The organism is Pseudomonas sp. ZY71 (assembly GCF_036542145.1).
GTDB lineage: Bacteria > Pseudomonadota > Gammaproteobacteria > Pseudomonadales > Pseudomonadaceae > Aquipseudomonas > Aquipseudomonas koreensis_A.
Genome location: NZ_CP144274.1, coordinates 358,490 through 381,866 on the forward strand (window position 1 = coordinate 358,490; position 23,377 = coordinate 381,866).

The window sequence follows — 23,377 nt, forward strand, 5'->3', positions numbered from 1 at the left end:
CAAGCTGCAAGAACTGGTACACCGCATGCTCGCAGCTAGTCGCTTGCAGCTTGCCGCTCTTTTGACGAAGGAAAAAGCATGCTGATTATTCCCGCTATCGATCTTAAAGACGGTGCCTGCGTACGTCTGCGCCAGGGCCGCATGGAAGATTCCACAGTGTTCTCCGATGACCCGGTGAGCATGGCTGCCAAGTGGGTGGAGGGTGGTTGCCGCCGTCTGCATCTGGTCGATCTGAACGGCGCTTTTGAAGGCCAGCCAGTCAACGGCGAAGTGGTTACCGCGATCGCCAAGCGCTACCCGACCCTGCCGATCCAGATCGGCGGCGGTATCCGTTCGCTGGAAACCATCGAGCACTACGTCAAGGCTGGCGTGAGCTACGTGATCATCGGCACCAAAGCGGTGAAAGATCCGGCGTTCGTCGCTGAAGCCTGCCGCGCGTTCCCGGGCAAGATCATCGTCGGTCTGGATGCCAAAGACGGTTTCGTCGCCACCGATGGCTGGGCTGAAATCAGCACCGTGCAGGTCATCGATCTGGCCCGGCAGTTTGAAGCCGACGGCGTCTCCTCGATCGTTTATACCGACATCGCCAAAGACGGCATGATGCAGGGCTGCAACGTACCGTTCACCGCTGCCCTGGCCGCAGCCACCAAGATCCCGGTGATCGCGTCTGGCGGCATCCACAATCTGGGTGACATCAAGTCGCTGCTCGACGCCAAGGCGCCGGGCATCATCGGCGCCATCACGGGCCGGGCGATTTACGAAGGCACCCTCGACGTCGCCGAAGCGCAAGCTTTCTGCGATTCGTACAAAGGCTGAGGACTGACCATGGCGTTAGCCAAACGCATCATCCCTTGCCTGGACGTGGACAACGGCCGGGTCGTCAAAGGTGTGAAGTTCGAAAACATCCGCGACGCCGGTGACCCGGTGGAAATCGCCCGTCGCTACGACGAGCAGGGTGCCGACGAGATTACCTTTCTCGACATCACCGCCAGCGTAGATGGCCGCGACACCACGCTGCATACCGTCGAGCGCATGGCCAGTCAGGTGTTCATTCCGCTGACCGTCGGCGGTGGCGTGCGTACCGTGCAGGACATTCGTAACCTGCTGAATGCCGGTGCGGACAAGGTGTCGATCAACACTGCGGCCGTGTTCAACCCGGAATTCGTTGGCGAAGCCGCGCAGCATTTTGGCTCGCAGTGCATCGTCGTCGCCATCGACGCGAAGAAGGTCTCCGGCCCTGGCGAAACCCCGCGATGGGAAATCTTCACCCACGGCGGGCGCAAGCCGACCGGCCTCGACGCGGTCGAGTGGGCGAAGAAAATGGAAGGCCTCGGTGCCGGCGAGATCCTGCTGACCAGCATGGATCAGGACGGCATGAAAAACGGTTTCGACCTCGGCGTGACGCGCGCGATCAGCGATGCGCTGGGCATTCCGGTGATTGCTTCCGGCGGTGTCGGCAACCTGCAGCATCTGGCTGACGGTATCCTCGAGGGCCATGCCAGTGCGGTGCTGGCGGCGAGTATTTTCCACTTCGGCGAATACACCGTGCAGGAAGCCAAGGCTTACATGGCCAAACGCGGCATCGTCATGCGCTGATCAGGCTGAGCTTGCGTACTACCGGGCGGAACTCCATGAGGGTTATTCACCGCCCGGCTTGTTGACGCACGACGGCTCAAGGTTTTTGCAGTGTATCTGTACGCACAGTTGACGTATTGAAATCGCGATCCATGGTGTAGCTGCACAAAGTCAGTGGCAGGGCATCGTTGGGTACCAGAAAACTGTCGTCTATCTTGCTGTAACTTCTGGAATCGATGGCGGCACAGTCCGTTGAGTTCACAGCCCCAACGTATATCTGAGTCCAGATATTGCGATCTGTGGTTCCACGGTATTCGATCAACAGATCTTCAGTACCAGGTTTAATGTGCGGGGTTGGTTCAGGCAGTCGAATTCCTCCCGGATTGACCAATCGTGCCGGCAGAATTTGTGCATTGCGCAGTTTTCCCTCGATAATTTCTTGATCGACTGAGTCGACACCCATCAGGCACAGATAATATAAACCCGCTTCGCTGCCGATCGTTTTATTAATAAGGCCAGCACTGATATTAATCGGGTCGCTGTAGTGTTCTGGTAAGTAGCAGGCATGTGCATCGCGCACATTTTTAAAACGAAAGAAGTCGGTGTTCATTGAAAACCTGACGTCCCAGATTGGCCCATTTTCATGGCCTTTGTCCGGGGTTTTATAAAGAGTAACGTCTGCGTTGTTTCTGGCTCTGAAGTTAAAGTCGGGTTTTAGCGTACAGGCAGTTGCGTCCCTGTTGAAGCGACCCGCCGAGAAGCAGGACATCAGGTAATCGATGGGGAAACTTTGACTGGCCTGGTCAGGCAATATGGATTGACGGGGAGGGTTTGCACAGAGTCCATGCCAGAAGCACAAATCGTCTGCTGTGATGCCGTAGGTGGTTCCCGATATCACACCGGTGACTTCCCGTGTTGCGATGTCCATGACCGGGGAGCCGGACGAGCCCGGTTCGATGCCTTTGCAATCCTGCTTCTGATAATCGGTATGGACGGTCAGGTACTTGATCAGCGTGGTGTTTGCCGGCTCTTGTGTGCAGGACGAAAGCCTGAGGCCCGGGGCGCTCAAGGGTGCGCCGATGACATTGACCGGCCCGGGTTTTTCAGGCGCGTTGCGTCCCAGCTTGAGTGGATTGATGCCGTCGTCGATCACCGCTTGCAGCGAAGTGTTCAATTCCATGACCGCGACATCGGTGCCGGCGAGGCTTGCCCACTTGACCTGTTGAATGTCGTAAAGCCTGGCATCGAGCAGAGTGTCTTGAAAATAGTTGAATTGCATTTGGCCCTGATAGGCCATATCAGCGGCTGTTCCAATCCAGATTGAGGCGCAATGTCCGTTGGTCAGGATATACGCCGGGCCGTTCGAGTTATTGTCAGAGTCGCGGGTGTCGATAAGAAAAGCGGTGCAATAGCGACGGTCTCCTTTGATGATCTGCCCAATGCCATTTAAATGATTGTTCTGGCCGTCAGCATTATTCAAAAGAACAGGCTCAGCGGATTCCGGAATACTGTATGCGCAAGACGTCAACGTGAACGTAATTGTTAGCAGTGCGAGAGTTGTTGTCAGTTTTGATCTGTAATTCATGACCGATCCTTGGTCTAGGCTGAAAGTTATGTTGGTTGTTATTGAAACTTTAATTTAATTCGTTTTTTTGGTGTTGTTGGCGCTGTAGCAAAATGTGAGTTGCAGGCTCTTCAAAACTGGCTTTATTGGTGGAAAAACAACTGAAAAAATCGTCCTGCTGACGCTTGTCACTCGAGCGCAGTGCATTGACTCCGTACAGGCCAGTGGACAGCATGGCGCACCCAAGGCACTCTTGGGCACGCCATGGATTCCGGTAGCCCGACATGATCAAACGCCTGCTTCTTGTTTTCGCCAGTGCATCGATGTTGCTCATCAACACGGCCCGCGCCGAAACCAGTCCCGACACCGATCTGGTGCTCCTCACCGAAAACTTTCCGCCGTACAACATGGCGAAAGATGGCAAGAACTTCGCCAAAGGCGAGAACATCAATGGCATCGCCGCCGATATCGTGCGCGAAATGTTCAAGCGTGCCGGCGTCACTTATAGCCTGACCCTGCGTTTTCCATGGGAGCGAGTCTATAAACTCGCGCTGGAAAATCCCGGTTATGGCGCTTTTGTGATGGCGCGCCTGCCGGACCGCGAAAAACTCTTCAAATGGGTTGGTCCCATCGGCCCTGATGACTGGATCATGCTGGCCAAGGCTGACAGCAAGATCACCCTCGAGACTGTCAACGACGCACGCAAGTACAAGGTTGGTGCCTACAAGGGCGATGCGATTGCCGAGACGTTGGCCAAACAAGGCCTGAAGCCGATTGTGGTGCTGCGCGATCAGGACAACGCGAAGAAACTGGTCAATGGTCAGATTGATCTGTGGGCCACCGGTGATCCTGCCGGGCGCTATCTGGCGCGGCAGGATGGGGTCACCGGCCTGAAAACCGTGCTGCGCTTCAACAGTGCCGAGTTGTACCTGGCGCTGAACAAGGACGTCTCCGATGAAGTCGTCGCTAGGCTTCAGGCTGCGCTGGATCAGCTGCGCAAGGAAGGGGTGGTCGACGAAATCATGGCGCGCTATCTATAGCAACCGGCAGGTCCGGGGCTGGCTGTGCGCTAACGTTGGCGCCATCGATGTCCGGTTCTGCCGGGGTGTCTGTCGTCAGTGGCGGGCATGCGCTGACGACCTCGACGGACTCCGGCGGATATTGCGTCAACAGCACGCTTGAATCGTCGGTATAACCAAAGTCGACCGCTACTTGAGTGCCGTCTTCCCGTACCAACTCGTAATGGCTTTGCAGCTGATAAACCGCGACGGCTGTTTGCTTCGGCGCCATGCCAATCACCACTTGAGGTCGTAGCTCGTTCCAGCCGCTGGAAGATGTTTCGGTGTGGGTCAAATTCTTCGGCAGGCAGGCTGAGAACTTTGTCAGGCGGATATCGCTGAGAGGCATGGTCGGCCAGGCTTTGACGATTTCCATGGCGGTAAAACCCTGGAACATGCGCATCGTCAGCGCGTTTTGCGCACGCGGCGCCGTCCATTTAACGGCCCGATACTTGTCCGATTCATTATGCTCGTGACCAATGAGCAAGTATTCGTCAGTTCTTTTCAGTTCGTAGTAGGGCGAATTGCGAAATTGTTCGCCGGGATGAGCATGGTCTCGCACTACAAACCAAGGCAGGCGGGCAATCTGGGTGACGGTGGCAGGTTCGTTTACTGCGGGCTTCGCGTACCCGGTCAGAATCGGAATTGGCGGCGGTGCGCTGACTTGTAGCGGGATTTGCATGCGCAGGCTGTACGCCGTCGAGGGTGCTACAGGCTTGCTATAACCCTGGATGCCCACGAAGGTGCAGGGCGCAAAATGGATGTCGCCTGCAGCGGCAGTCGGCGGTTCGATGCCAAAGGCGCTGAAACTGAGTTTGGCGCCGCTGCCCTTGTCATTCCAGATCAACTCGCCGATGTTCGCTGCGATCACCAGGTCGAGCCTGACGCAGCGCACCGAGTTCAACGAAGGTTTGCAGTGATCGTTGGAGCACACGAGCCCCAGAGCGACGTAACCGACAGGGGCCAAAGGTCGCCAGATCGACATGGGCGTGACACTGGGCGCCCCGGTTTCTTTCCAGACAAGTTCAAAGTCGACAGGGCGAGCCAGTGCCTTTCCTTTAGTGCTCTGGGCCCCTTCCATATCTTTCTCGCAGACCACGGCTGCGACCATTTCGCCATTGATATTGGTGCCGCCGGGAATGAGCACGTCGCCCAGCGGAAAGTAGCCCGGCAATGCATCCGGAGCAGGGGTGGGGCGCCAGAACGTGGCGGGTTTTGCTTTGGAACCGTTGGTGCTCCAGACCCGGTGAAACTCCGTGGTGAAGTTGATCAGCAGATTGTCCTGCGTGATCGGTTCCATCTGTTTGGGGTGGGCTGCGGTGTTGTCTTCGATAGTCATGATGATTCCTGATAGTTGAAAGCGACGCGAGGGCGTCACGACCTGTTGCAGGTCGCACTATCGGGAACGCAGATGGTTATCGGGTGGTAACTATGTATGTGTCAGTGTCACAAAGTGCTACCGGTACACGCCGTCCTTGCCATGGCCAGCCATGGCGCGATTGCTGCGTACGCTGATCATCTGTTTGATATCGATCCACTCGATGCCCTGAGCTTTCAACTTCGGCAATTCGCGCTCCAGCACCGCCAGCGTTTGCGGATACGGATGGCCGATCATCACCGCCGAACCCTGTTTGCGCGCCAGGTTGATCGCAGTCTGCAGTTGCGTGTAGATCGCGGCTTCAGTGCGTTCGTCATCCAGAAATACATCGCGTGACACACTCGCCAGATCGATCTTCTGCGCCTGCTGCGCGGCGACGGTCTGGGCGCTGGTGCGGCTGTCGATGAAGAACTTGTGCCGGCGCTGCAATTCGCCCATCAACCATGCCATCGCCACTGGCTGCGCGGTCATGCGGCTGCCCATGTGGTTATTGATGCCGGCGGTGTACGGGACCATTTTGAACGCGGCGTTCAGGCGTTTTTCCAGTTCTTCGATAGGCAGTTCGGGGTGCCAGGCGTAGGGCCCGGTGGCCGGATCCATTGGCATGTGCAGGATGACGATTTTGCCGGCGCGGTGAGCCTCGCGGGCAAATTCAGTGGCGTGCGGGGTGTCGGGCATGATCGCCGTTGTCACCGGGCCGGGCAGGGCCAGCACGCGGCGATCCCGGGGCAGGTTCTGCCCCAGGTCATCGATGATTAGTGTCAGGTAGGCTTTGTGCGGCGTTGAGCTGGCGGGCTCCGCATGAGCAGCACCCGCCAGGCAGCACAGCAGAACGAAGACGAAACGCAGAGACATCCTCAGCGGCCGGACGTAATGCTCAGCCCTTTGAGCAGGCTCAGGGCCTGGGCCAATTGGTAATCGTCATCCTGCGGCATGGCTTTGGGCTTGGCGCCGGAGCCGGTCGGTTTGTCCGCGCCGCCGTTGCCGTTGCCCAAGTGACCTTGCAGGTCGGCTTCCTTGAAGTAATCGCCATCGGCCTCGTTGGTGATCTTGGCCTTGCGTACTTCGATATCCGGAACGATGCCCTGTGCCTGAATCGAGCGGCCGTTCGGTGTGAAGTACAGCGCTGTGGTGATCTTCAGTGCGCGGTCGTTGTTCAGCGGCAGCACGGTTTGCACCGAGCCTTTGCCGAAACTGGTGGTGCCCATGACCACGGCGCGTTTCTGATCCTGCAGGGCGCCGGCAACGATTTCCGAGGCCGAGGCGCTGCCACCGTTGATCAGCACCACCATTGGCACCGCTTCGCTTTCGTCTTTGCCGGTGGCAGAGAAGCGCAGTTCGGAGTTGGCGATCCGGCCTTTGGTGTAGACGATCAGACCTTTGGTGATGAAGTGGTCGACCACTTCCACCGCCGCCTGCAACACGCCGCCCGGGTTGTTGCGCAGGTCGAGAATGATGCCGTTGAGCTTCTTGCCGTTGTCCTTGCGCAGCTTGGCCAGGGCCTTGGAGACCTCTTCGCCGGTCTTGACCTGGAACTGGGTGATGCGGATGTACGCGTAGCCGGTTTCCAGCAGCTGCGCCTTGACGCTCTTCACCTGAATCACCGCACGGGCCAGGGTCACGTCGAATGGCGTGCCGCCATCGCGCACCAGGGTCAGGGTGATTTTCTGGCCAATCTTGCCGCGCATCTTGTCTACGGCTTCGGTCATGGTCTGGCCGCGCGTCGGTGCGCCGTTGATCTTGACGATGAAGTCGCCGGCCTGAATACCGGCCTTCGACGCCGGGGTGTCATCGATTGGCGAGACGACTTTGATGAAGCCGTCTTCGGCGCCGACTTCGATGCCCAGGCCGCCAAATTCACCGCTGGTGCTTTCCTGCAGCTCGGTGAAGTCTTCAGGGCCAAGGTAGGCCGAGTGCGGATCAAGGTTGCTGAGCATGCCCTTGATCGCGTTTTCCAGCAGGGTCTTGTCGTCCACCGGCTCGACGTAAGCGGCTTTGATCCGGTCCATGACCTCGGCAAAGGTGCGCAACTCTTCCAGCGGCAACGGTGCCTTGGAGGTTGCGGCTGTGCCTGCCGGAGCGACGGCCGGGGCCGGTTGCGCGGCGAACGCCAGAGGCGCGCCGATCACCAGGGCGATCGTCAGGGCCAGCGAGGTAAGGCGGGACAAATGCAGCATGTCGAACGAACTCCTGAATTAGGCGGCACGCTTATCCTTGCGCGCGGCACCATTGCGCCGGATCACTCGGGTGACCCTGCTGACGAATTGCGAAATACAGCGCTGATGTGTCCTGACCGCCACTGTTACCGACAGTGGAAATGGACTCACCGGCTTTAACCACATCACCGGCCGACTTGAGCAGCGTCTGGTTGTGACCGTAAAGACTCAGAAAACCGTTGCCGTGATCAAGGATCACCAGCAACCCGGCACCGCGCAGCCAGTCGGCGAACACCACGCGACCACCGTGTACGGCATGCACCTGGCTGCCGGCAGAGGCGCTGATCATCACGCCGTCCCACTTGGTCCGGGCATCGTCGCCACGGCTTTCGCCGAAGCGTGCCAGCAGTCGACCATCAACCGGCCAAGGAAGTTTTCCCCGGGTTGCAGCAAAAGGGCCACCGAAGGTCTCCCCGCTGCTGGAGACCAGCGCGCCGGGAGTGGATTTGACCGGTTTCCGTGGGGCGTCGCTGTTTTCAGCCTGCGCCTCACGCAAACGCTTTTTTTCCGCTTCCTGCTGGGCGATCAGCGCTTTCTGCCGCGCTTCTTCTGCCTCACGGGCCTGGCGGGCCAGGGTTTCTTCAATGGTTTTAAGGACTTTAGACAGGTCTGCCTGATCCTGCTCGCGGGCGGCCAGTTTCTGGTCGCGGGCTTTCACGTCATCGTTGAGCTTGGCGAGGACCTGCTGACGTTCCTTGCGGACATTTTCCAGTTCATCGCGCTGGGTATCGAGGCTGCTTTTCTGCACCAGCAATTGCGCCTGCTGGGCGGCAATGTCTTTTTCGACATTGGCCAGTTGGCGCAGGGTTTCGTTGAAGTTCTTCAACTGCTCCAGGCGGGCCTGGCTCAGGTAATCGTAATAGGTGAGGGTGCGGGCGAATTTCTCGGGGTTCTGCTGGTTGAGCAGCAGCTTGAGGTATTCCTGGCGACCGTTCTGATAAGCCGCACGGGCCTGAATGGCGATCAGTCGCTGCTGTTCAGTGCGCGCGCTCTGGAGTTTTTTTTTCTCTGCATCGAGTCGCTGCAGCTCGGATTCGCTTTTCTGCAGTTCTTTCTGCAGTGCGTCGACCTGCTTCTGCAACTTGCCCAGCTCGGTTTCAGTGCCCTTGAGCTCTTTCTGTACGCCGGATTTTTCTTCCTGGACTTTGCTCAGCAGCTTTTTCAGCTCGGCAATGTCCTGACGCGTGGCGTCCAACTGCTGTTGGGTTTGCGCGCGCTCGTCAGCGAAGGCCGGTTGGAGCAGGCAGGTCAGAGCAAGGGCGATCAGGACGCGAAGCATAGGGGCGGGCGGCACCAGGGTAATGGACGGCCTAGTATGCCCGCCCGAGGCTGCAAAAAAAACGCCCAATTGGGGCTGTGTGATAACTGGCCTGAAAAACACCACAAACCAATGTAGGAGTGAGCCTGCTCGCGATGGCGTACTCACATTCAACAGAGTAGTCGACTGTCAGATGGCTATCGCGAGCAGGCTCACTCCTACAGGGTTTTGCGGTGTTTTCTGGACTCGGGTCAGACCAGAATCGAGGTGCCGGTCATTTCCGCCGGTTTTTCCAGGCCCAACAGCTTGAGCATGGTCGGGGCCACATCCGCCAGCACGCCGCCTTCACGGACTTTCAAATCACGCTTGCCGATATAAATGAACGGCACCGGCTCGGTGGTGTGCGCGGTGTGCGCTTGCCCGGTGGATTCATCGGCCATCTGCTCGACGTTGCCGTGGTCAGCGGTGATCAGCGCTTCGCCGCCAACCTTTTCCAGTGCATCAACGATGCGACCGACGCAGGTGTCGAGGCATTCAACGGCTTTCACCGCCGCATCGAACACGCCGCTGTGGCCAACCATGTCACCGTTGGCGTAGTTGACCACGATCACGTCGTAACGCTGGTTTTCGATGGCTTCGACGATGCGGTCGGTAACTTCGGGTGCGCTCATTTCCGGCTGCAAGTCGTAAGTGGCGACTTTTGGCGACGGGATCAGGATGCGTTCTTCGCCCGGGAACGGTTCTTCACGACCGCCGGAGAAGAAGAACGTCACGTGCGCGTATTTCTCGGTTTCAGCGATGCGCAGTTGGGTTTTGCCGTTCTTCGCCAGATAGTCGCCCAGCACGTTTTCCAGGCTGCCGGGAGCGAATGCCGACGGTGCCGGAATGCTGGCCGCGTATTGGGTCAGCATGACAAAACCGGCCAGTTTCGGCTGGCGTGCGCGTTCGAAGTCCTTGAAGTCATCTTCGACGAACACGCGAGTCAGCTCGCGGGCACGGTCGGCGCGGAAGTTCATGAACACCACGGCGTCGCCATCTTCAACTTTCACTGGCTCGCCGATGGAGGTGGCTTTAACGAATTCGTCGCTTTCGCCACGCGCGTAAGCAGCGTCCAGACCTTCCTGTGCGGTGGCGGCGTTGAACTCGCTGTTGCCGTCGACGATCAGGTTGTAGGCCTGAGCGACGCGATCCCAGCGGTTGTCACGGTCCATGGCGAAGTAGCGGCCGATGATGCTGGCGATGCGGCCCTTGCCCAGTGCCTGGAAGGTCGCGTCGAGCAGTTCGATCGACGAAGTAGCGCTTTTCGGTGGGGTGTCGCGGCCGTCCAGGAAAGCGTGCAGGTAGATTTTTTCGGCGCCACGCTTGAAGGCCAGTTCGGCCATGGCGATCAGGTGATCCTGGTGGCTGTGCACGCCACCATCGGACAGCAGGCCCATGAAGTGCACGGCTTTGCCGGCAGCCACGGCTTTATCCACAGCGGCGCAAATGGTCGGGTTTTCGAAGAATTCGCCGTCGCGGATCGACTTGGTCACGCGGGTGAAGTCCTGATACACCACGCGGCCGGCGCCGAGGTTCATGTGGCCGACCTCGGAGTTGCCCATCTGGCCGTCCGGCAGGCCGACGTCCATGCCGCTGCCCGAGATCAAGCCGTTCGGCACGGTGGCCCAGAGGCGATCGAGAACAGGCTTCTTCGCCGCAAAAACGGCGTTGGATTCGGGGCTGTCGCTGTGACCGAAGCCGTCGAGAATCATCAGGACCAAAGGTTTAGGCGTGGTAGTCATGGAATCCACTCGTGGCTAATAAAGAAGAGGGCGATGGAAAAGGGAGTTGGAGTTTAAAGCTAAGTTCCGACCGCGTCACCGCCGGACGGGGTTTGGCCGACCATAGTGGCTGTGTATACTGGCCGACATTTTAACGCCCTGGAACCTCCTTCGATGGTTGCTCACCTGATTGAATTTGCCACTAACCACTACATTCTTGTCGGTATCTTCGTCGTACTGCTGGCTCTGCTGCTGGCGCACACGATGCAGGGCGGCGGTAAAAGCCTGAGCACCGGCGAACTGACTGCGCTGGTCAATAAAGACGCAGGCGTGGTGGTGGACATCCGTCCGGCCAAGGATTTCGCTGCCGGCCACATCGTTGGCGCGATCAACATTCCCCAGGACAAACTGGCTGCGCGCGTCGCCGAGCTGGAAAAACACAAGGCCAAGACCATCATTCTGGTCGACGCCCTGGGCCAGACCGCCGGCACCCACGCCCGCGAACTGATGAAATCCGGCTTCACCGCCGCCAAGCTGTCCGGCGGGATCTCCAGCTGGAAAGGCGACAACCTGCCGCTGGTGAAGTGATATGAGCGAAGTCATCGTCTACTCCAGCGATTACTGCCCTTATTGCTCGCGAGCCAAGTACCTGCTCGAGAACAAAGGCGTGGCCTTCAAAGAGATCAAGGTCGATGGCAAGCCGCAGGTGCGTGCCGAAATGACCCAGAAAGCCGGGCGCACGTCCGTGCCGCAGATCTGGATCGGCAGCAAGCACATCGGCGGTTGTGATGATTTGTATGCCCTGGAGCGCGCCGGCAAGCTCGACGCGCTGCTCAAGGCCTGAACGGCTGCACCCACGTACAGCACTCCCTAAAAGACCCAAGATCGATAAGGATCTGAGATGACTGACCAACAGAACACTGCAGCCAGCGAAGAAGAAACCGCACCGCAATTCTCCTTGCAGCGCATCTACGTACGCGACCTGTCCTTCGAAGCCCCGAAAAGCCCGGCGATCTTCCGCCAGCAGTGGGATCCGGCGGTCGCGCTGGATCTGAACACTCGCCAGAAAGCGCTGGAAGGCGATTTCTACGAAGTTGTGCTGACCCTGTCGGTCACCGTGAAAAACGGTGAAGAAGTGGCCTTCATTGCTGAAGTGCAACAGGCCGGTATCTTCCTGATCAAGAACCTGGACGCGGCTTCGATGAGCCACACCCTGGGTGCGTTCTGCCCGAACATTCTGTTCCCGTACGCGCGCGAAACCCTGGACAGCCTGGTGACCCGTGGTTCGTTCCCGGCGCTGATGCTGGCTCCGGTGAACTTCGACGCTCTGTACGCGCAAGAATTGCAGCGCATGCAGGAAAGCGGCGAGACGCCAACCGTTCAGTAAGACGGTTTAGCAACACCCCATGTGGGAGCGAGCCTGCTCGCGAAGAGGGCGTGTCAGATGACGTTTTTGTCGACTGATACACCGCTTTCGCGAGCAGGCTCGCTCCCACATTTGTTTTATGGTGTTACTTGAAGTCGTTCTGGCGCCAGGCTTCGTATACAGCGACGGCCACGGTGTTGGACAGGTTCAGGCTGCGGCAGCCTTCGCGCATCGGCAGGCGCAGGCGCTGTTCCGGCGGCAGCGCGTCGAGCACTTCCGGCGGCAGGCCACGGCTTTCCGGGCCGAAGATGAACGCATCGCCAGGAACAAACGCGGCATCATGAAACGGCCGTGAGCCCTTGGTGGTGAACGCAAACAATCGCGGGTTGCCCAGGCTTTCCAGGCAACTGGCCAGGTCCGCGTGACGCTGCAGCGTGGCATATTCGTGGTAATCGAGACCGGCACGGCGCAAGCGCTTGTCGTCCATCTCGAAACCCAGCGGTTCGATCAAATGCAGGTGGCAGCCGCTGTTGGCGCACAGCCTGATAACGTTGCCGGTATTCGGCGGAATTTCTGGTTGAAAAAGGATGACGTGAAACATGCACGGCTCCGAAGGTAAAGATGAGCGGCATTCTACGCCGCCTGTGGACAACCGTTCGAAACTATTGCCGCGAGTCATAGGTTCGCTGGCGATTGTCGGCATGATGATCGGCTTGATGATCGGGCGCCTGACCACGCCGGACCCGAGCTTGCTGCAGCAGGTCGAAGTGACCGATGGCGGGCTGGTGGTGTGGTTCAACAATGAGCCCAAGCTGCACGGCGAGATCATCGACGGCACGGTGGCGCTGTTGTTCCAGGCTGAAGGCCCCGCGCAGAAGGGCCAGTTCAAACTCAACGGCAAAGATGTGAACTGGCGGACGCGAGCGAGTGACGGAGGGTTGTTGCTGACGGTGCTGGCGGCGCGGCCGCTGCAGGGCGATTGGGTCGGCAGTGAGGTCGATGACCGCTGGCGGCTGGAAATCCATCTCCGCGAGTAATAAAAGCGGGAATCCCTGACCTGCCTGTATCAGGGTTCCCAAAAGGGTGGACTTCGCTGTTGGCGTCGGTCCGGTGTAAAGAGGGAACCCCCGGCCTGCCTGTACCAAGGATCCCAAAAGGATGGGCTCGTCGCGTTGCGGTGTGAGCCCGATGTAAAGAGGGGAATCCCCGGCCTGCCTGTACCAAGGTCCCCGAAACGGGTGGTGAATCGAATCACCTGTAAAGATTGTTGCAGGGGGCGTGCCAGGTTTTAATCTGCTGAAACAAAAAAGGTGATCAGAAACACGAAAGCCCCGGAATTCGGGGCTTTCGTGTTTCTGAATAAAGGATTCTTCAGTGTTTTCAGGAGTGGTTGTGGCGATGCGGCTGTGCGCGATCACGGGTCATTGTGCATTGATGCGGTGCACGGCGGCCCCTCACCCTAACCCTCTCCCTGAGGGAGAGGGGACTGACCGAGTTGCCCGGTCAAATTACGCCGACCTGAAATACCGAGCCAAACTCAGGCCTTTAACATCACACAAACCGGCTCCCTTCCCCCTCTCCCATTGGGAGAGGGGACTGACCGAGTTGCCTGGTCAAATTACGCCGACCTGAGATACCGAGCCGAACTCAGGCCTTTAACATCACACAAACCGGCTCCCTTCCCCCTCTCCCATTGGGAGGGGGGACTGAGCGAGTTGCCTGGTCAAAATTACATCGACCTGAATACCCCGCCGAACTCAGGTCTTGAAAATCATACAAATCGGCTCCCTTTCCCCCTCTCCCCCATGGGGGAGAGGGCTGGGGTGAGGGGGATGGATCCTGAGTACACAACCACTCTCAAGCGAACAAGGTTTAACCCTCATCCCCCTCATCATCATCGCCACCATCCACCTTCATTCCCAATTCCTTGATCTTGCGCGTCAGGGTATTACGCCCCCAACCCAGCAATACTGCGGCATCACGCCGACGTCCGGCCGTATGCTTCAGCGCCGTTTCGATCATGATCCGCTCAAATGCCGGCACCGCACTGTCGAGCAAACTCGACTGGCCACGCGCCAAGGCCTGATCGGCCCATTGACGCAACGCCTGCTCCCAGTTGGTCACCGGTGCCGAATCCTGCGGCAGGTTCAACAGCTCCGGTGGCAGGTCACTGATGTGCACTTCGCGCCCGGACGCCATCACGGTGATCCAGCGGCAGGTGTTCTCCAACTGACGCACGTTGCCGCCCCACGGCAGGTTCTTCAGGTATTCCTCGGTCTCGCTTTTCAGTAGTTTCGGCTCCACCGCCAGTTCCTGCGCGGCGCGGCTGAGGAAGTGCTTGGCCAGGGTCGGGATGTCTTCGCGACGGTCCGACAGGCGCGGGATGTGGATGCGGATTACGTTGAGGCGATGGAACAAGTCCTCACGGAATTTACCGGCGTGTACCAGGGTTTCCAGATTCTGGTGCGTCGCGGCGATGATGCGTACATCGACCTTCACCGGTACATGACCGCCCACGCGATAGAACTCGCCATCGGCCAATACCCGCAGCAGGCGTGTCTGGGTGTCGGCCGGCATATCGCCGATTTCATCGAGGAACAGCGTGCCGCCGTCAGCCTGTTCAAAACGCCCGCGACGCAGGTTCGCCGCACCGGTGAACGCGCCTTTCTCATGGCCGAACAGTTCGGACTCCATCAGATCCTTGGGGATCGCCGCCATGTTCAGTGCAATGAACGGCGAGGCCGCGCGCGGGCTGTGGCGGTGCAGGGCGTGGGCGACCAGCTCTTTACCGGTGCCGGACTCGCCGTTGATCAGCACGGTGATATTGGAGTGGCTCAAGCGGCCGATGGCGCGAAACACTTCCTGCATCGCCGGCGCTTCGCCGATGATTTCCGGGGTGCGGGTCAGCGCCGGCACGACTTCCAGGCCTTGCTGTTCTTGCGCGTGCTGGTTGGCGCGCTTGACCAGCGAAACGGCCTCGTCGACGTCGAACGGCTTCGGCAGATACTCGAACGCGCCGCCCTGATAGGAGGCGACAGCGCTGTCCAGATCGGAGTGAGCGGTCATGATGATGACCGGCAACCTTGGGTGCTGCTCGCGAATCCGCGCCAACAAATCCAGACCGCTAGCGCCCGGCATGCGAATGTCGGAAATGATCACGTCAGGCTGCTGACGGGCCAGACGACTCATCACGCCATCAGCGCTGTCGAAGCTCTGGGTGGTCATGCCTTCCTGCTGCAAGGCCTTTTCCAGAACCCAACGGATAGAACGGTCGTCATCGACGATCCATACGGTTTCACTACGGCTCATGTCGATGTGGCTCCTTGTTCCAGTGGCAGAAAGATCGAGAAGGTGGTGTGGCCTGGATGGCTGTCACACTCGATCAGACCCTGGTGCTGGCTGATGATGTTCTGGGTAATGGCCAGGCCCAGCCCGGTACCGTCCGGACGACCGCTGACCATGGGAAAGAAAATGGTTTCCTGAAGTTCCGCCGGGATCCCGGGGCCGTTGTCGATGATCTCGATCTTGGTCACCAGGCGATGGCGGACGTGGCCGATGGTGAACTGGCGCATGGTTCGGGTGCGCAGGCTGATGCGGCCCAGGCGCAGCTCGTTCTGGCTGCTGATCGCCTGCATCGCGTTGCGCACGATGTTCAACACCGCTTGAATCATTTGCTCGCGGTCGATCAGCACGTCGGGAATGCTTGGGTCGTAATCGCGCACCAGGGTGATGCAGCCCTGGCTTTCGGCTTCGACCAGTTGGCAAACGCGCTCGAGCACTTCGTGAACGTTGCACATGGCCAGCGACGGCAGTTTGTTCGAGCCGAGCATGCGGTCGACCAGATTGCGCAGGCGGTCGGCTTCTTCAATGATCACGTTGGTGTAATCGCGCAGACTGTCTTCTGGCAGTTCGCGGGCCAGCAATTGTGCTGCGCCGCGGATGCCGCCGAGCGGATTCTTGATTTCGTGAGCGAGACCGCGCACCAGCATCTTGCTGGTTTCCTGTTTGGACAGCTGCGCTTCTTCCTTGGTAATCCGCAGCAAGCGGTCACGTGGATGAACCTCGAGCAGCAACATTGTCGCGCCGTTACTGAGAATCGGCGTCACCGCGTAATCCACGGTCAGGGTCTGGCCGGTCAGTGCGGTGAGCATGGCTTCGCGTTTGGTAAACGGATGCGCCTGTTCCACCGCCTGGCGCAGGGAGTTGAGCGCCTCGGTGGATTCGGTGAACAGCTCACTGATGAATTGCCCATGGCTGCGCTGCCCGCTGATGGCGAGCAGCATCTCCGCCGCCGGGTTCATGTACTCAAGGCGCAGTTCGGCGTCGAGCAGGATGGTGGCGGTGGTCAGGTTGTCGAGCAGCAAACGGTGGATTGCGTCGCTAATGGTCATCGGAGCCTCTTTTGGGGGCGGAGCGTGCGCAACAAGCAAGCGTCGGTATCGGGAAAATGCAAAAACCAAACCAAGGCTCCGAAAAGAAGCGCTTAACCCGTGAAACAGGCGTTTGACGCTCGTTTGCGTGGCACAGGGCCAGCTCTCGCGGGTAGTTTCGAACCAAAATGGGTTGGATTGTGGGTACGGTGCAGCCTGTTGCACCAATATAGTGCGCAACGCTGAGCGGCGTTAGAAGAAACGCAGGAAGGGGTTTTTCGGTTCTTCAGGTTTGTCTTTCAAAGGGCGTTCCGGGCGCACGCCGTAATCGTCCTTGGTGCAAGGTTTGACCTGGCGTTTCTGCGCGAGGGATATGCGCAGCATGTGGAAAGGCTGGTTGGCGGTGCGTTCGACGGTGCGACCTTCGGCATCGAGAATTTCCACGGACAGGTTGTGACTGCCACGGTCGATGTTGCTCAGCGGGAACACCGGACTTAGCCCGGGTTCGCCGGTGGCTTGGCCATCCAGCAGCAGGCGATAGCGGTGACCGCGTTGCAGACCGGGTTCGCTGGTGACGCTGACGATGATTTCGCCGGCGCTGCTGCGAATGGTTGCATCGGGTTCGGGCACCAGAATGCGCAGCATGTCGTAGTGGAACAGCGGTTGTTCCGTGGATTTTTTCGCGGTGGTGATCGGCGCGGCGGCGGGGTTGGCGGACATGCGATTGCTGGTCGCGATGGGCACTCGCTTGGCGTTGCTTCGGGGCTGGTCGGTGTAGACGCGATTGCCTTGTGCGTCGGTATAGGTGAAGACCTCGGCTGAGGCTTGAAGGTTTATCAGCGCCAACACGACGATCAGCCATGCGCGGATCATGGCTTGTGCACTCGCTGCACGCTGAGGGCCACTGGCTGACTCTGCTGGATGATCGTCTGCCCATCAATCACCTGCACCACGAGCCGGTGTTCGCCGCGATCGACGTTCACCAGTTGCAGGATCGGCACGTTGCTCGGCTGACCGTAGGGCACATCGTCCAATACCAGCCTTAATTGATGCGGCGGTTGCAGGCGCGGCTTGATCAGTACGTTGACGGTGAAGGTGCCGTTATTGGCGCGCAGGGCTTCTTCGGTTGGCAGGCCGGCCAGTTCAAGAATGTCGTAGGCGTTGCGCGCAGGCTCACGGTTGGCGGTTTCGGGCGCGGGTGATGCGCTGGGTGCCTGCGGCTCGACACGATTGAGCGGCGGTAACTCCACCGGCTGCGCCTGCACGCCGTCGGGCGAGTGATCGCTGTAGACCGTGTTGCCGTTGGCGTCGGTGTACTTGTAGATCTGCGCGGCGGCGGGCAGGGCGATCAGCAGCAGAATGTAGAGAAAGGTGCGACCCATGAAATCGACCGGGATTGAAAGCGATGGGGTGCAGCATAGGCCAGACGCGGCGGTTGGCCCAACTCGGTAAACATTCAGAGATCATTCAGACACCACAAATCCCCTGTAGGAGTGAGCCTGCTCGCGATGGCGTAGTGTCAGTCAGCATCACCTTCAATGATCCACCGCTATCGCGAGCAGGCTCACTCCTACAGGGATTTGCGTCGAGCCATAAATCGCAATAAAAAAGGCCTCCCGAAGGAGGCCTCTTTCACTCACGCCACGGAACGCGGCGCTACCGGATCAGCAGCTGTAGTACAGCTCATATTCCAGAGGGTGTACGAAGGTGCGAACCTTGATTTCTTCTTCCGATTTCAGCGCGATGTAAGCGTCGATGAAGTCGTCGGAGAACACGCCGCCCTTGGTCAGGAACGCGCGGCCCTTGTCCAGCTCTTCCAGGGCTTCTTTCAGGCTGCCGCAAACTTGCGGGATCTCTTTCGCCTCTTCAGGCGGCAGGTCGTACAGGTTTTTGTCGGCAGCGTCGCCTGGGTGGATCTTGTTCTGGATGCCGTCCAGACCAGCCATCAGCAGTGCTGCGAAGGCCAGGTACGGGTTGGCAGCCGGATCCGGGAAGCGTGCTTCGATACGGCGGGCTTTCGGGCTCGATACGTAAGGAATACGGATCGAAGCGGAACGGTTGCGAGCCGAGTAGGCCAGCATTACCGGAGCTTCGAAGCCTGGCACCAGACGCTTGTAGGAGTTGGTCGCCGGGTTGGTGAAGCCGTTCAGGGCCTTACCGTGTTTGATGATGCCGCCGATGAAGTACAGAGCGGTATCGGACAGGCCGGCATAACCTTCACCTGCGAAGGTGTTCTTGCCGTCTTTCCAGATCGACATGTGTACGTGCATGCCCGAACCGTTGTCGCCGTACAGTGGCTTCGGCATGAAGGTCGCGGTGCGGCCGTAAGCGTCAGCAACGTTGTGCACAACGTACTTCAGGGTTTGGGTTTCGTCGGCTTTCTTCACCAGGGTGTTGAACTTGACGCCGATTTCGTTCTGGCCGGCAGTCGCCACTTCGTGGTGGTGAACTTCAACGGTCAGGCCCATTTCTTCCAGTGCGTTGCACATGGAGGTACGGATTTCGTGGTCGTGGTCGAACGGTGGCACCGGGAAGTAGCCGCCTTTGACGCCTGGACGGTGACCTTTGTTGCCGCCTTCGATGTCCTGGTCGGACATCCACGAACCTTGCTCGGAGTAGATCTTGAACATCGAGCCGGAGATGTCCGACTTGAATTTCACCGAGTCAAAGATGAAGAACTCAGGCTCTGGACCAGCGAACACGGTGTCACCGATACCGGTGGCTTTCAGGTGTTCTTCGGCGCGCTTGGCGATCGCACGTGGGTCGCGGTCGTAGCCTTGCATGCTCGAAGGTTCGATGATGTCGCACACCAGGATCAGGGTGGCGTCTTCGGTGAACGGGTCGAGAACGGCAGTTTCGTCAACCGGCATCAGGATCATGTCGGAGGCTTCGATGCCTTTCCAGCCAGCGATGGAGGAACCGTCGAACATCTTGCCGACTTCGAAGAAGTCTTCATCCAGCGCATCGCGAGCCGGCATGGTCACGTGGTGCTGAGTGCCTTTGGTGTCCGTGAAGCGCAGATCAATCCACTTGACGTCATGATCTTTGATGAGTTGAACCGTCTTCGACATATGTCCTCCGGGTGGCTTCGGGCTTGGTAGTGGATGCCCTTGAATTTGGGTGATGCCGGCGCGAATACTCTGCCAAGGCAACCTGCCTCACAAGGGAGCAAATTGCATGCCAGTGCCCCAGCATGGGTTTTTTGCCCCAAATTCACGCTTATTAAGGCTTCAAACGCCTGAATGCTGAAAATCTCGCCCTCTAATGTAGCGTCTTGATTCGAAAATGACCTGTTTTGGTGCACGCAAAACCTTCTGCACATTAACTGGTTAAACCTTGAGCAATTTCCGCTATAATCCGCGCCCCCCTTTTTCGGCTGGCCGTTCGCGCGCTGTTTTCATGAAACTAATCGTAAAAGTCTTCCCCGAGATCACCATCAAAAGCCGACCCGTCCGGACGAAATTCATCCGCCAGTTGGCCAAGAACATCCGCACCGTGCTCCGTGACCTGGACCCGGCCGTGGTGGTGAACGGTGTGTGGGACAATCTCGAGCTGGAAACCCGCGTTACCGACGCCAAAGCCTTGAAAGAGATGGGTGAGCGCCTGACCTGCATGCCGGGCATCGCGCACTTTCTGCAGATCGACGAGTACCCGCTGGGCGACTTCGACGACATCACCGAGAAGTGCAAAGAGCACTACGGCGCTGCGCTGGCCGGGAAGATTTTCTCGGTGCGCTGCAAGCGTGCCGGCAAGCACACGTTCAGCTCGATGGACGTCGAAAAATACGTCGGCAGCAAGCTGCGCCGTGAGTGCGGTGCTGCCGGTATCGACCTGAAAGCGCCGGAAATCGAAGTCCGTATCGAAGTTCGCGACAAACGGTTGTTCGTCATTCACAGCCAGCACAACGGCATCGGCGGCTACCCGCTCGGCGCCCTGGAGCAGACGCTGGTATTGATGTCCGGCGGCTTTGACTCGACCGTTGCGGCCTACCAGATCATTCGTCGCGGCCTGATGACGCACTTCTGCTTCTTCAATCTGGGCGGTCGTGCCCACGAATTGGGCGTAATGGAAGTCGCGCATTTCATCTGGAAGAAGTACGGCAGCTCGCAACGCGTGCTATTTGTCAGTGTTCCGTTCGAAGAAGTGTTGGGCGAAATTCTCGGCAAAGTCGATAACAGTCATATGGGCGTCGTATTGAAGCGTATGATGTTGCGCGCGGCCTCCAACATCGCCGACCGTCTGCACATCGAGGCGCTGGTCACCGGCGAGGCGATCTCCCAGGTGTCGAGCCAGACACTGCCGAACCTGTCGGTGATCGACTGTGTGACCGACAAGCTGGTCCTGCGTCCGCTGATCGTGGCGCACAAGCAGGACATCATCGACACGGCCAACGAGATTGGCACCGCCGATTTCGCCCGGCACATGCCGGAATACTGCGGGGTCATTTCGGTCAACCCGAAAACTGCCGCCAAACGCGGTCGCGTTGAGCACGAAGAGAAAGAATTCGACATGGCAGTCCTCGAGCGTGCGCTCGAAAACGCCAAACTGGTGCCGATCGATCGGGTGATCGACGAATTGGGCCAGGACGTACAGATTGAAGAAGTCAGCGAAGCACTGGCCGGCCAGATCGTGATCGACATCCGTCACCCGGATGCCGCCGAGGATGAGCCGCTGGAACTCGCTGGCGTAGAAGTACAGACGATGCCGTTCTACGCAGTGAACGCTCGTTTCAAGGAGCTGGATCCGACTCGCCAGTACCTGCTGTATTGCGACAAAGGCGTGATGAGTCGCCTGCATGCTCACCATTTGCTCAGTGAGGGGCATGCCAATGTGCGCGTTTATCGACCGAGCTAAGTGCCCGGGGCTGTTTGCCTGTGGCCTGCGTCACCGGCCCCCCGACACCGCCGTCAAGCTGTAACGGCCATGCCGGACACTACTGCTAATCGCTGCCAAGACTTGTCAGCAAACCGAATCCTCTGATCGAGATACACAAGTGATCGAAAATCTACGCAACATCGCCATCATTGCCCACGTTGACCATGGTAAAACCACCCTGGTAGACAAACTCCTGCGTCAATCCGGCACTCTGGAGCGCAACGAGCTCAACGACGAGCGCGTGATGGACTCCAACGACCAGGAAAAAGAGCGCGGTATTACCATTCTGGCGAAAAACACCGCCATCAACTGGAACGGCTACCACATCAACATCGTGGACACCCCGGGCCACGCCGACTTCGGCGGCGAAGTTGAACGTGTAATGTCGATGGTTGACTCCGTTCTGCTGCTGGTTGACGCTCAAGACGGCCCTATGCCGCAAACCCGTTTCGTGACCAAGAAGGCTTTCGAAGCCGGCCTGCGTCCAATCGTGGTAATCAACAAGGTTGACCGTCCAGGCGCGCGTCCGGACTGGGTTCTGGACCAGATCTTCGACCTGTTCGACAACCTCGGTGCTACCGAAGAACAACTGGACTTCCAGGTTGTTTACGCCTCGGCCCTGAACGGTATTGCCGGTCTGGATCACACCGCCATGGCGGAAGACATGACTCCGCTGTACCAAGCGGTAGTCGACCACGTTCCGCCTCCGGCTGTTGACCGTGATGGCGCGTTCCAGATGCAGATCTCCGCTCTGGACTACAACAGCTTCCTGGGTGTTATCGGCGTTGGCCGTATCGCTCGTGGCCGCGTCAAGCCGAACACCCCGGTTGTGGCGATCGGTGCCGACGGCAAGCGCCGTAACGGCCGTATCCTGAAACTGATGGGTCACCACGGTCTGCACCGCATCGACGTTGAAGAAGCTGCAGCAGGCGATATCGTTTGCATCAGCGGTATGGACTCGCTGTTCATCTCCGACACCCTGTGCCACCCGGACACTGTCGAGGCGATGAAGCCTCTGACCGTTGACGAGCCAACCGTTTCGATGACCTTCCAGGTAAACGACTCGCCATTCTGCGGTAAAGAAGGCAAGTTCGTGACGTCCCGTAACATCAAGGACCGTCTGGACAAAGAGCTGCTGTACAACGTTGCACTGCGCGTTGAAGAAGGCGACACCGCTGACAAGTTCAAGGTTTCCGGCCGTGGTGAGCTGCACCTCTCGGTACTGATCGAAACCATGCGTCGCGAAGGCTTCGAAATCGCTCTGGGTCGTCCGGAAGTGATCATTCGTGAAGTTGACGGCGTCAAGCAAGAGCCGTTCGAAAACGTGACCATCGACATCCCTGAAGAAGCTCAGGGCAAGGTCATGGAAGAGATGGGTCTGCGTAAAGGCGACCTGAGCAACATGGTTCCTGATGGCAAGGGCCGTGTTCGTCTGGAATACAACATCCCTGCTCGCGGTCTGATCGGTTTCCGTAACCAGTTCCTGACCCTGACCAACGGTGCTGGCATCCTGACCTCGATCTTCGATCGCTACGACACCGTCAAGTCGGGCCACATGTCCGGCCGTCAGAACGGCGTTCTGGTTTCGGTTGAAACCGGCAAGGCACTGACCTACTCGCTGGAAACCCTGCAGGCTCGTGGCAAGCTGTTCGTAGAACACGGCCAGGAGATCTACAACGGTCAAATCGTTGGTCAGAACAGCCGCGACAACGACCTGGGTGTAAACCCAACCAAAGGCAAGAAGCTCGACAACATGCGTGCTTCGGGTAAAGACGAAACCATCGCTCTGGTTCCACCTGTTCGCTTCACCCTGGAACAGGCTCTGGAATACATCCAGGAAGACGAGCTGTGCGAAGTTACTCCTAAGTCCATCCGTCTTCGCAAGAAGATCCTGGACGAAAGCGAGCGTACCCGCGCTGCCAAGAAAGCCAAGGCGTAATTTAGCCCGAGCTTGAAA

The 23,377-nt window shown here is 58.6% G+C and carries 22 protein-coding genes; 9 read left to right on the plus strand and 13 right to left on the minus strand.

What is annotated here, in order from left to right; translation table 11 throughout:
• Nucleotides 1-78: 78 nt before the first annotated feature.
• A complete protein-coding gene (gene hisA, locus VY732_RS01590; RefSeq protein WP_331693569.1) occupies nt 79-816 on the plus strand; it encodes a 1-(5-phosphoribosyl)-5-[(5-phosphoribosylamino)methylideneamino]imidazole-4-carboxamide isomerase in 738 nt (245 codons plus the stop codon).
• A gap of 9 nt (nt 817-825) precedes the next feature.
• A complete protein-coding gene (gene hisF / locus VY732_RS01595; protein WP_007909211.1) occupies nt 826-1,596 on the plus strand; it encodes an imidazole glycerol phosphate synthase subunit HisF in 771 nt (256 codons plus the stop codon).
• A 76-nt stretch (nt 1,597-1,672) separates the two neighbouring features.
• Here hisF and VY732_RS01600 read toward each other — a convergent pair whose 3' ends face one another.
• Together VY732_RS01600 and VY732_RS01605 are read right to left on the minus strand one after the other, a co-directional pair.
• Nucleotides 1,673-3,160, minus strand: coding sequence for a trypsin-like serine peptidase (locus tag VY732_RS01600; protein WP_331693570.1), 1,488 nt, complete (start codon nt 3,158-3,160; stop codon nt 1,673-1,675).
• Nucleotides 3,161-3,209: 49 nt separating this feature from the next.
• On the minus strand, nt 3,210-3,473 hold the full coding sequence (locus VY732_RS01605) for a hypothetical protein (RefSeq protein WP_212623180.1): 264 nt from the start codon (nt 3,471-3,473) through the stop codon (nt 3,210-3,212).
• Between VY732_RS01605 and VY732_RS01610 the strand changes: the two genes are divergently transcribed.
• On the plus strand, nt 3,424-4,179 hold the full coding sequence (locus VY732_RS01610) for a substrate-binding periplasmic protein (protein ID WP_077570321.1): 756 nt from the start codon (nt 3,424-3,426) through the stop codon (nt 4,177-4,179). The genes VY732_RS01605 and VY732_RS01610 overlap by 50 nt on opposite strands.
• Here VY732_RS01610 and VY732_RS01615 read toward each other — a convergent pair.
• The 5 genes from VY732_RS01615 to gpmI all read right to left on the minus strand — a co-directional run bounded on the left by VY732_RS01615 (nt 4,160) and on the right by gpmI (nt 10,830).
• The gene (locus tag VY732_RS01615; RefSeq protein WP_331693571.1) at nt 4,160-5,536 is read right to left on the minus strand and encodes a Vps62-related protein; all 1,377 of its coding nucleotides are present in this window, start codon (nt 5,534-5,536) and stop codon (nt 4,160-4,162) included. The genes VY732_RS01610 and VY732_RS01615 overlap by 20 nt on opposite strands.
• A 117-nt stretch (nt 5,537-5,653) precedes the next feature.
• A complete protein-coding gene (locus tag VY732_RS01620) occupies nt 5,654-6,430 on the minus strand; it encodes a divergent polysaccharide deacetylase family protein (RefSeq protein WP_331693572.1) in 777 nt (258 codons plus the stop codon).
• 2 nt (nt 6,431-6,432) lie between these two features.
• Nucleotides 6,433-7,752: a S41 family peptidase gene (locus VY732_RS01625; protein WP_016986344.1), complete on the minus strand. Its 1,320-nt coding sequence runs from the start codon at nt 7,750-7,752 to the stop codon at nt 6,433-6,435.
• A 31-nt stretch (nt 7,753-7,783) separates the two neighbouring features.
• Nucleotides 7,784-9,070 carry a murein hydrolase activator EnvC family protein gene (locus VY732_RS01630; protein WP_077570329.1) on the minus strand — a complete coding sequence of 429 codons (1,287 nt, stop codon included), beginning with the start codon at nt 9,068-9,070 and terminating at the stop codon, nt 7,784-7,786.
• Nucleotides 9,071-9,300: 230 nt separating this feature from the next.
• Nucleotides 9,301-10,830: a 2,3-bisphosphoglycerate-independent phosphoglycerate mutase gene (gpmI, locus tag VY732_RS01635; RefSeq protein ID WP_331693573.1), complete on the minus strand. Its 1,530-nt coding sequence runs from the start codon at nt 10,828-10,830 to the stop codon at nt 9,301-9,303.
• Nucleotides 10,831-10,983: 153 nt separating this feature from the next.
• On the opposite strand from gpmI, the gene VY732_RS01640 reads away from it, so the two are divergent.
• From VY732_RS01640 to secB, 3 genes are read left to right on the plus strand one after another with little or no spacing between them, the layout of a single operon-like run.
• Nucleotides 10,984-11,397 (plus strand): rhodanese-like domain-containing protein, encoded by a 414-nt coding sequence (locus VY732_RS01640; RefSeq protein WP_077570333.1) that lies wholly within the window; start codon nt 10,984-10,986, stop codon nt 11,395-11,397.
• A gap of 1 nt (nt 11,398) precedes the next feature.
• Entirely contained in the window at nt 11,399-11,653 is a 255-nt protein-coding gene (gene grxC, locus VY732_RS01645; RefSeq protein WP_038359971.1) for a glutaredoxin 3, read from the plus strand.
• A gap of 57 nt (nt 11,654-11,710) precedes the next feature.
• Nucleotides 11,711-12,196: a protein-export chaperone SecB gene (secB, locus tag VY732_RS01650; protein WP_007909233.1), complete on the plus strand. Its 486-nt coding sequence runs from the start codon at nt 11,711-11,713 to the stop codon at nt 12,194-12,196.
• 124 nt (nt 12,197-12,320) lie between these two features.
• On the opposite strand, the gene VY732_RS01655 is transcribed toward secB, so the two are convergent.
• Nucleotides 12,321-12,776, minus strand: coding sequence for a tRNA (cytidine(34)-2'-O)-methyltransferase (locus VY732_RS01655; RefSeq protein ID WP_007909235.1), 456 nt, complete (start codon nt 12,774-12,776; stop codon nt 12,321-12,323).
• Here VY732_RS01655 and VY732_RS01660 point away from each other — a divergent pair.
• Nucleotides 12,775-13,212 carry a hypothetical protein gene (locus VY732_RS01660; protein WP_331693574.1) on the plus strand — a complete coding sequence of 146 codons (438 nt, stop codon included), beginning with the start codon at nt 12,775-12,777 and terminating at the stop codon, nt 13,210-13,212. The genes VY732_RS01655 and VY732_RS01660 overlap by 2 nt on opposite strands.
• 835 nt (nt 13,213-14,047) lie before the next feature.
• Here VY732_RS01660 and ntrC read toward each other — a convergent pair.
• The 5 genes from ntrC to glnA form a co-directional block, all read right to left on the minus strand.
• On the minus strand, nt 14,048-15,484 hold the full coding sequence (gene ntrC / locus VY732_RS01665) for a nitrogen regulation protein NR(I) (protein WP_007909238.1): 1,437 nt from the start codon (nt 15,482-15,484) through the stop codon (nt 14,048-14,050).
• Entirely contained in the window at nt 15,481-16,566 is a 1,086-nt protein-coding gene (gene glnL / locus VY732_RS01670) for a nitrogen regulation protein NR(II) (protein ID WP_007909240.1), read from the minus strand. The genes ntrC and glnL overlap by 4 nt, the downstream gene beginning before the upstream one ends.
• A gap of 231 nt (nt 16,567-16,797) precedes the next feature.
• Nucleotides 16,798-17,418, minus strand: a complete 621-nt coding sequence (locus tag VY732_RS01675; RefSeq protein WP_331693576.1) for a DUF4124 domain-containing protein — start codon at nt 17,416-17,418, stop codon at nt 16,798-16,800.
• Nucleotides 17,415-17,927, minus strand: coding sequence for a DUF4124 domain-containing protein (locus tag VY732_RS01680; protein ID WP_331693577.1), 513 nt, complete (start codon nt 17,925-17,927; stop codon nt 17,415-17,417). The genes VY732_RS01675 and VY732_RS01680 overlap by 4 nt, the downstream gene beginning before the upstream one ends.
• A gap of 282 nt (nt 17,928-18,209) precedes the next feature.
• On the minus strand, nt 18,210-19,616 hold the full coding sequence (gene glnA, locus VY732_RS01685; protein WP_007909254.1) for a type I glutamate--ammonia ligase: 1,407 nt from the start codon (nt 19,614-19,616) through the stop codon (nt 18,210-18,212).
• Nucleotides 19,617-19,944: 328 nt separating this feature from the next.
• Here glnA and thiI point away from each other — a divergent pair, with 328 nt between their 5' ends.
• Both thiI and typA read left to right on the plus strand, forming a co-directional pair.
• Entirely contained in the window at nt 19,945-21,399 is a 1,455-nt protein-coding gene (thiI, locus tag VY732_RS01690; protein ID WP_110720649.1) for a tRNA uracil 4-sulfurtransferase ThiI, read from the plus strand.
• Nucleotides 21,400-21,538: 139 nt separating this feature from the next.
• On the plus strand, nt 21,539-23,359 hold the full coding sequence (typA, locus tag VY732_RS01695) for a translational GTPase TypA (RefSeq protein ID WP_077570343.1): 1,821 nt from the start codon (nt 21,539-21,541) through the stop codon (nt 23,357-23,359).
• The last annotated feature ends 18 nt before the right edge of the window (nt 23,360-23,377 follow it).

Bases quoted from the DNA above. Each gene is read 5' to 3' on its own strand.
- hisA (WP_331693569.1), top strand. From the start codon at position 79: ATGCTGATTATTCCCGCTATCGATCTTAAAGACGGTGCCTGCGTACGT.
- VY732_RS01620 (WP_331693572.1), bottom strand. From the start codon at position 6,430: ATGTCTCTGCGTTTCGTCTTCGTTCTGCTGTGCTGCCTGGCGGGTGCT.
- gpmI (WP_331693573.1), bottom strand. From the start codon at position 10,830: ATGACTACCACGCCTAAACCTTTGGTCCTGATGATTCTCGACGGCTTC.
- VY732_RS01630 (WP_077570329.1), bottom strand. From the start codon at position 9,070: ATGCTTCGCGTCCTGATCGCCCTTGCTCTGACCTGCCTGCTCCAACCG.
- ntrC (WP_007909238.1), bottom strand. From the start codon at position 15,484: ATGAGCCGTAGTGAAACCGTATGGATCGTCGATGACGACCGTTCTATC.
- VY732_RS01680 (WP_331693577.1), bottom strand. From the start codon at position 17,927: ATGGGTCGCACCTTTCTCTACATTCTGCTGCTGATCGCCCTGCCCGCC.
- glnA (WP_007909254.1), bottom strand. From the start codon at position 19,616: ATGTCGAAGACGGTTCAACTCATCAAAGATCATGACGTCAAGTGGATT.
- hisF (WP_007909211.1), top strand. From the start codon at position 826: ATGGCGTTAGCCAAACGCATCATCCCTTGCCTGGACGTGGACAACGGC.
- VY732_RS01660 (WP_331693574.1), top strand. From the start codon at position 12,775: ATGCACGGCTCCGAAGGTAAAGATGAGCGGCATTCTACGCCGCCTGTG.
- VY732_RS01600 (WP_331693570.1), bottom strand. From the start codon at position 3,160: ATGAATTACAGATCAAAACTGACAACAACTCTCGCACTGCTAACAATT.
- glnL (WP_007909240.1), bottom strand. From the start codon at position 16,566: ATGACCATTAGCGACGCAATCCACCGTTTGCTGCTCGACAACCTGACC.
- VY732_RS01610 (WP_077570321.1), top strand. From the start codon at position 3,424: ATGATCAAACGCCTGCTTCTTGTTTTCGCCAGTGCATCGATGTTGCTC.
- VY732_RS01675 (WP_331693576.1), bottom strand. From the start codon at position 17,418: ATGATCCGCGCATGGCTGATCGTCGTGTTGGCGCTGATAAACCTTCAA.
- VY732_RS01605 (WP_212623180.1), bottom strand. From the start codon at position 3,473: ATGAGCAACATCGATGCACTGGCGAAAACAAGAAGCAGGCGTTTGATC.
- VY732_RS01625 (WP_016986344.1), bottom strand. From the start codon at position 7,752: ATGCTGCATTTGTCCCGCCTTACCTCGCTGGCCCTGACGATCGCCCTG.
- VY732_RS01615 (WP_331693571.1), bottom strand. From the start codon at position 5,536: ATGACTATCGAAGACAACACCGCAGCCCACCCCAAACAGATGGAACCG.
- VY732_RS01655 (WP_007909235.1), bottom strand. From the start codon at position 12,776: ATGTTTCACGTCATCCTTTTTCAACCAGAAATTCCGCCGAATACCGGC.
- thiI (WP_110720649.1), top strand. From the start codon at position 19,945: ATGAAACTAATCGTAAAAGTCTTCCCCGAGATCACCATCAAAAGCCGA.
- VY732_RS01640 (WP_077570333.1), top strand. From the start codon at position 10,984: ATGGTTGCTCACCTGATTGAATTTGCCACTAACCACTACATTCTTGTC.
- grxC (WP_038359971.1), top strand. From the start codon at position 11,399: ATGAGCGAAGTCATCGTCTACTCCAGCGATTACTGCCCTTATTGCTCG.
- secB (WP_007909233.1), top strand. From the start codon at position 11,711: ATGACTGACCAACAGAACACTGCAGCCAGCGAAGAAGAAACCGCACCG.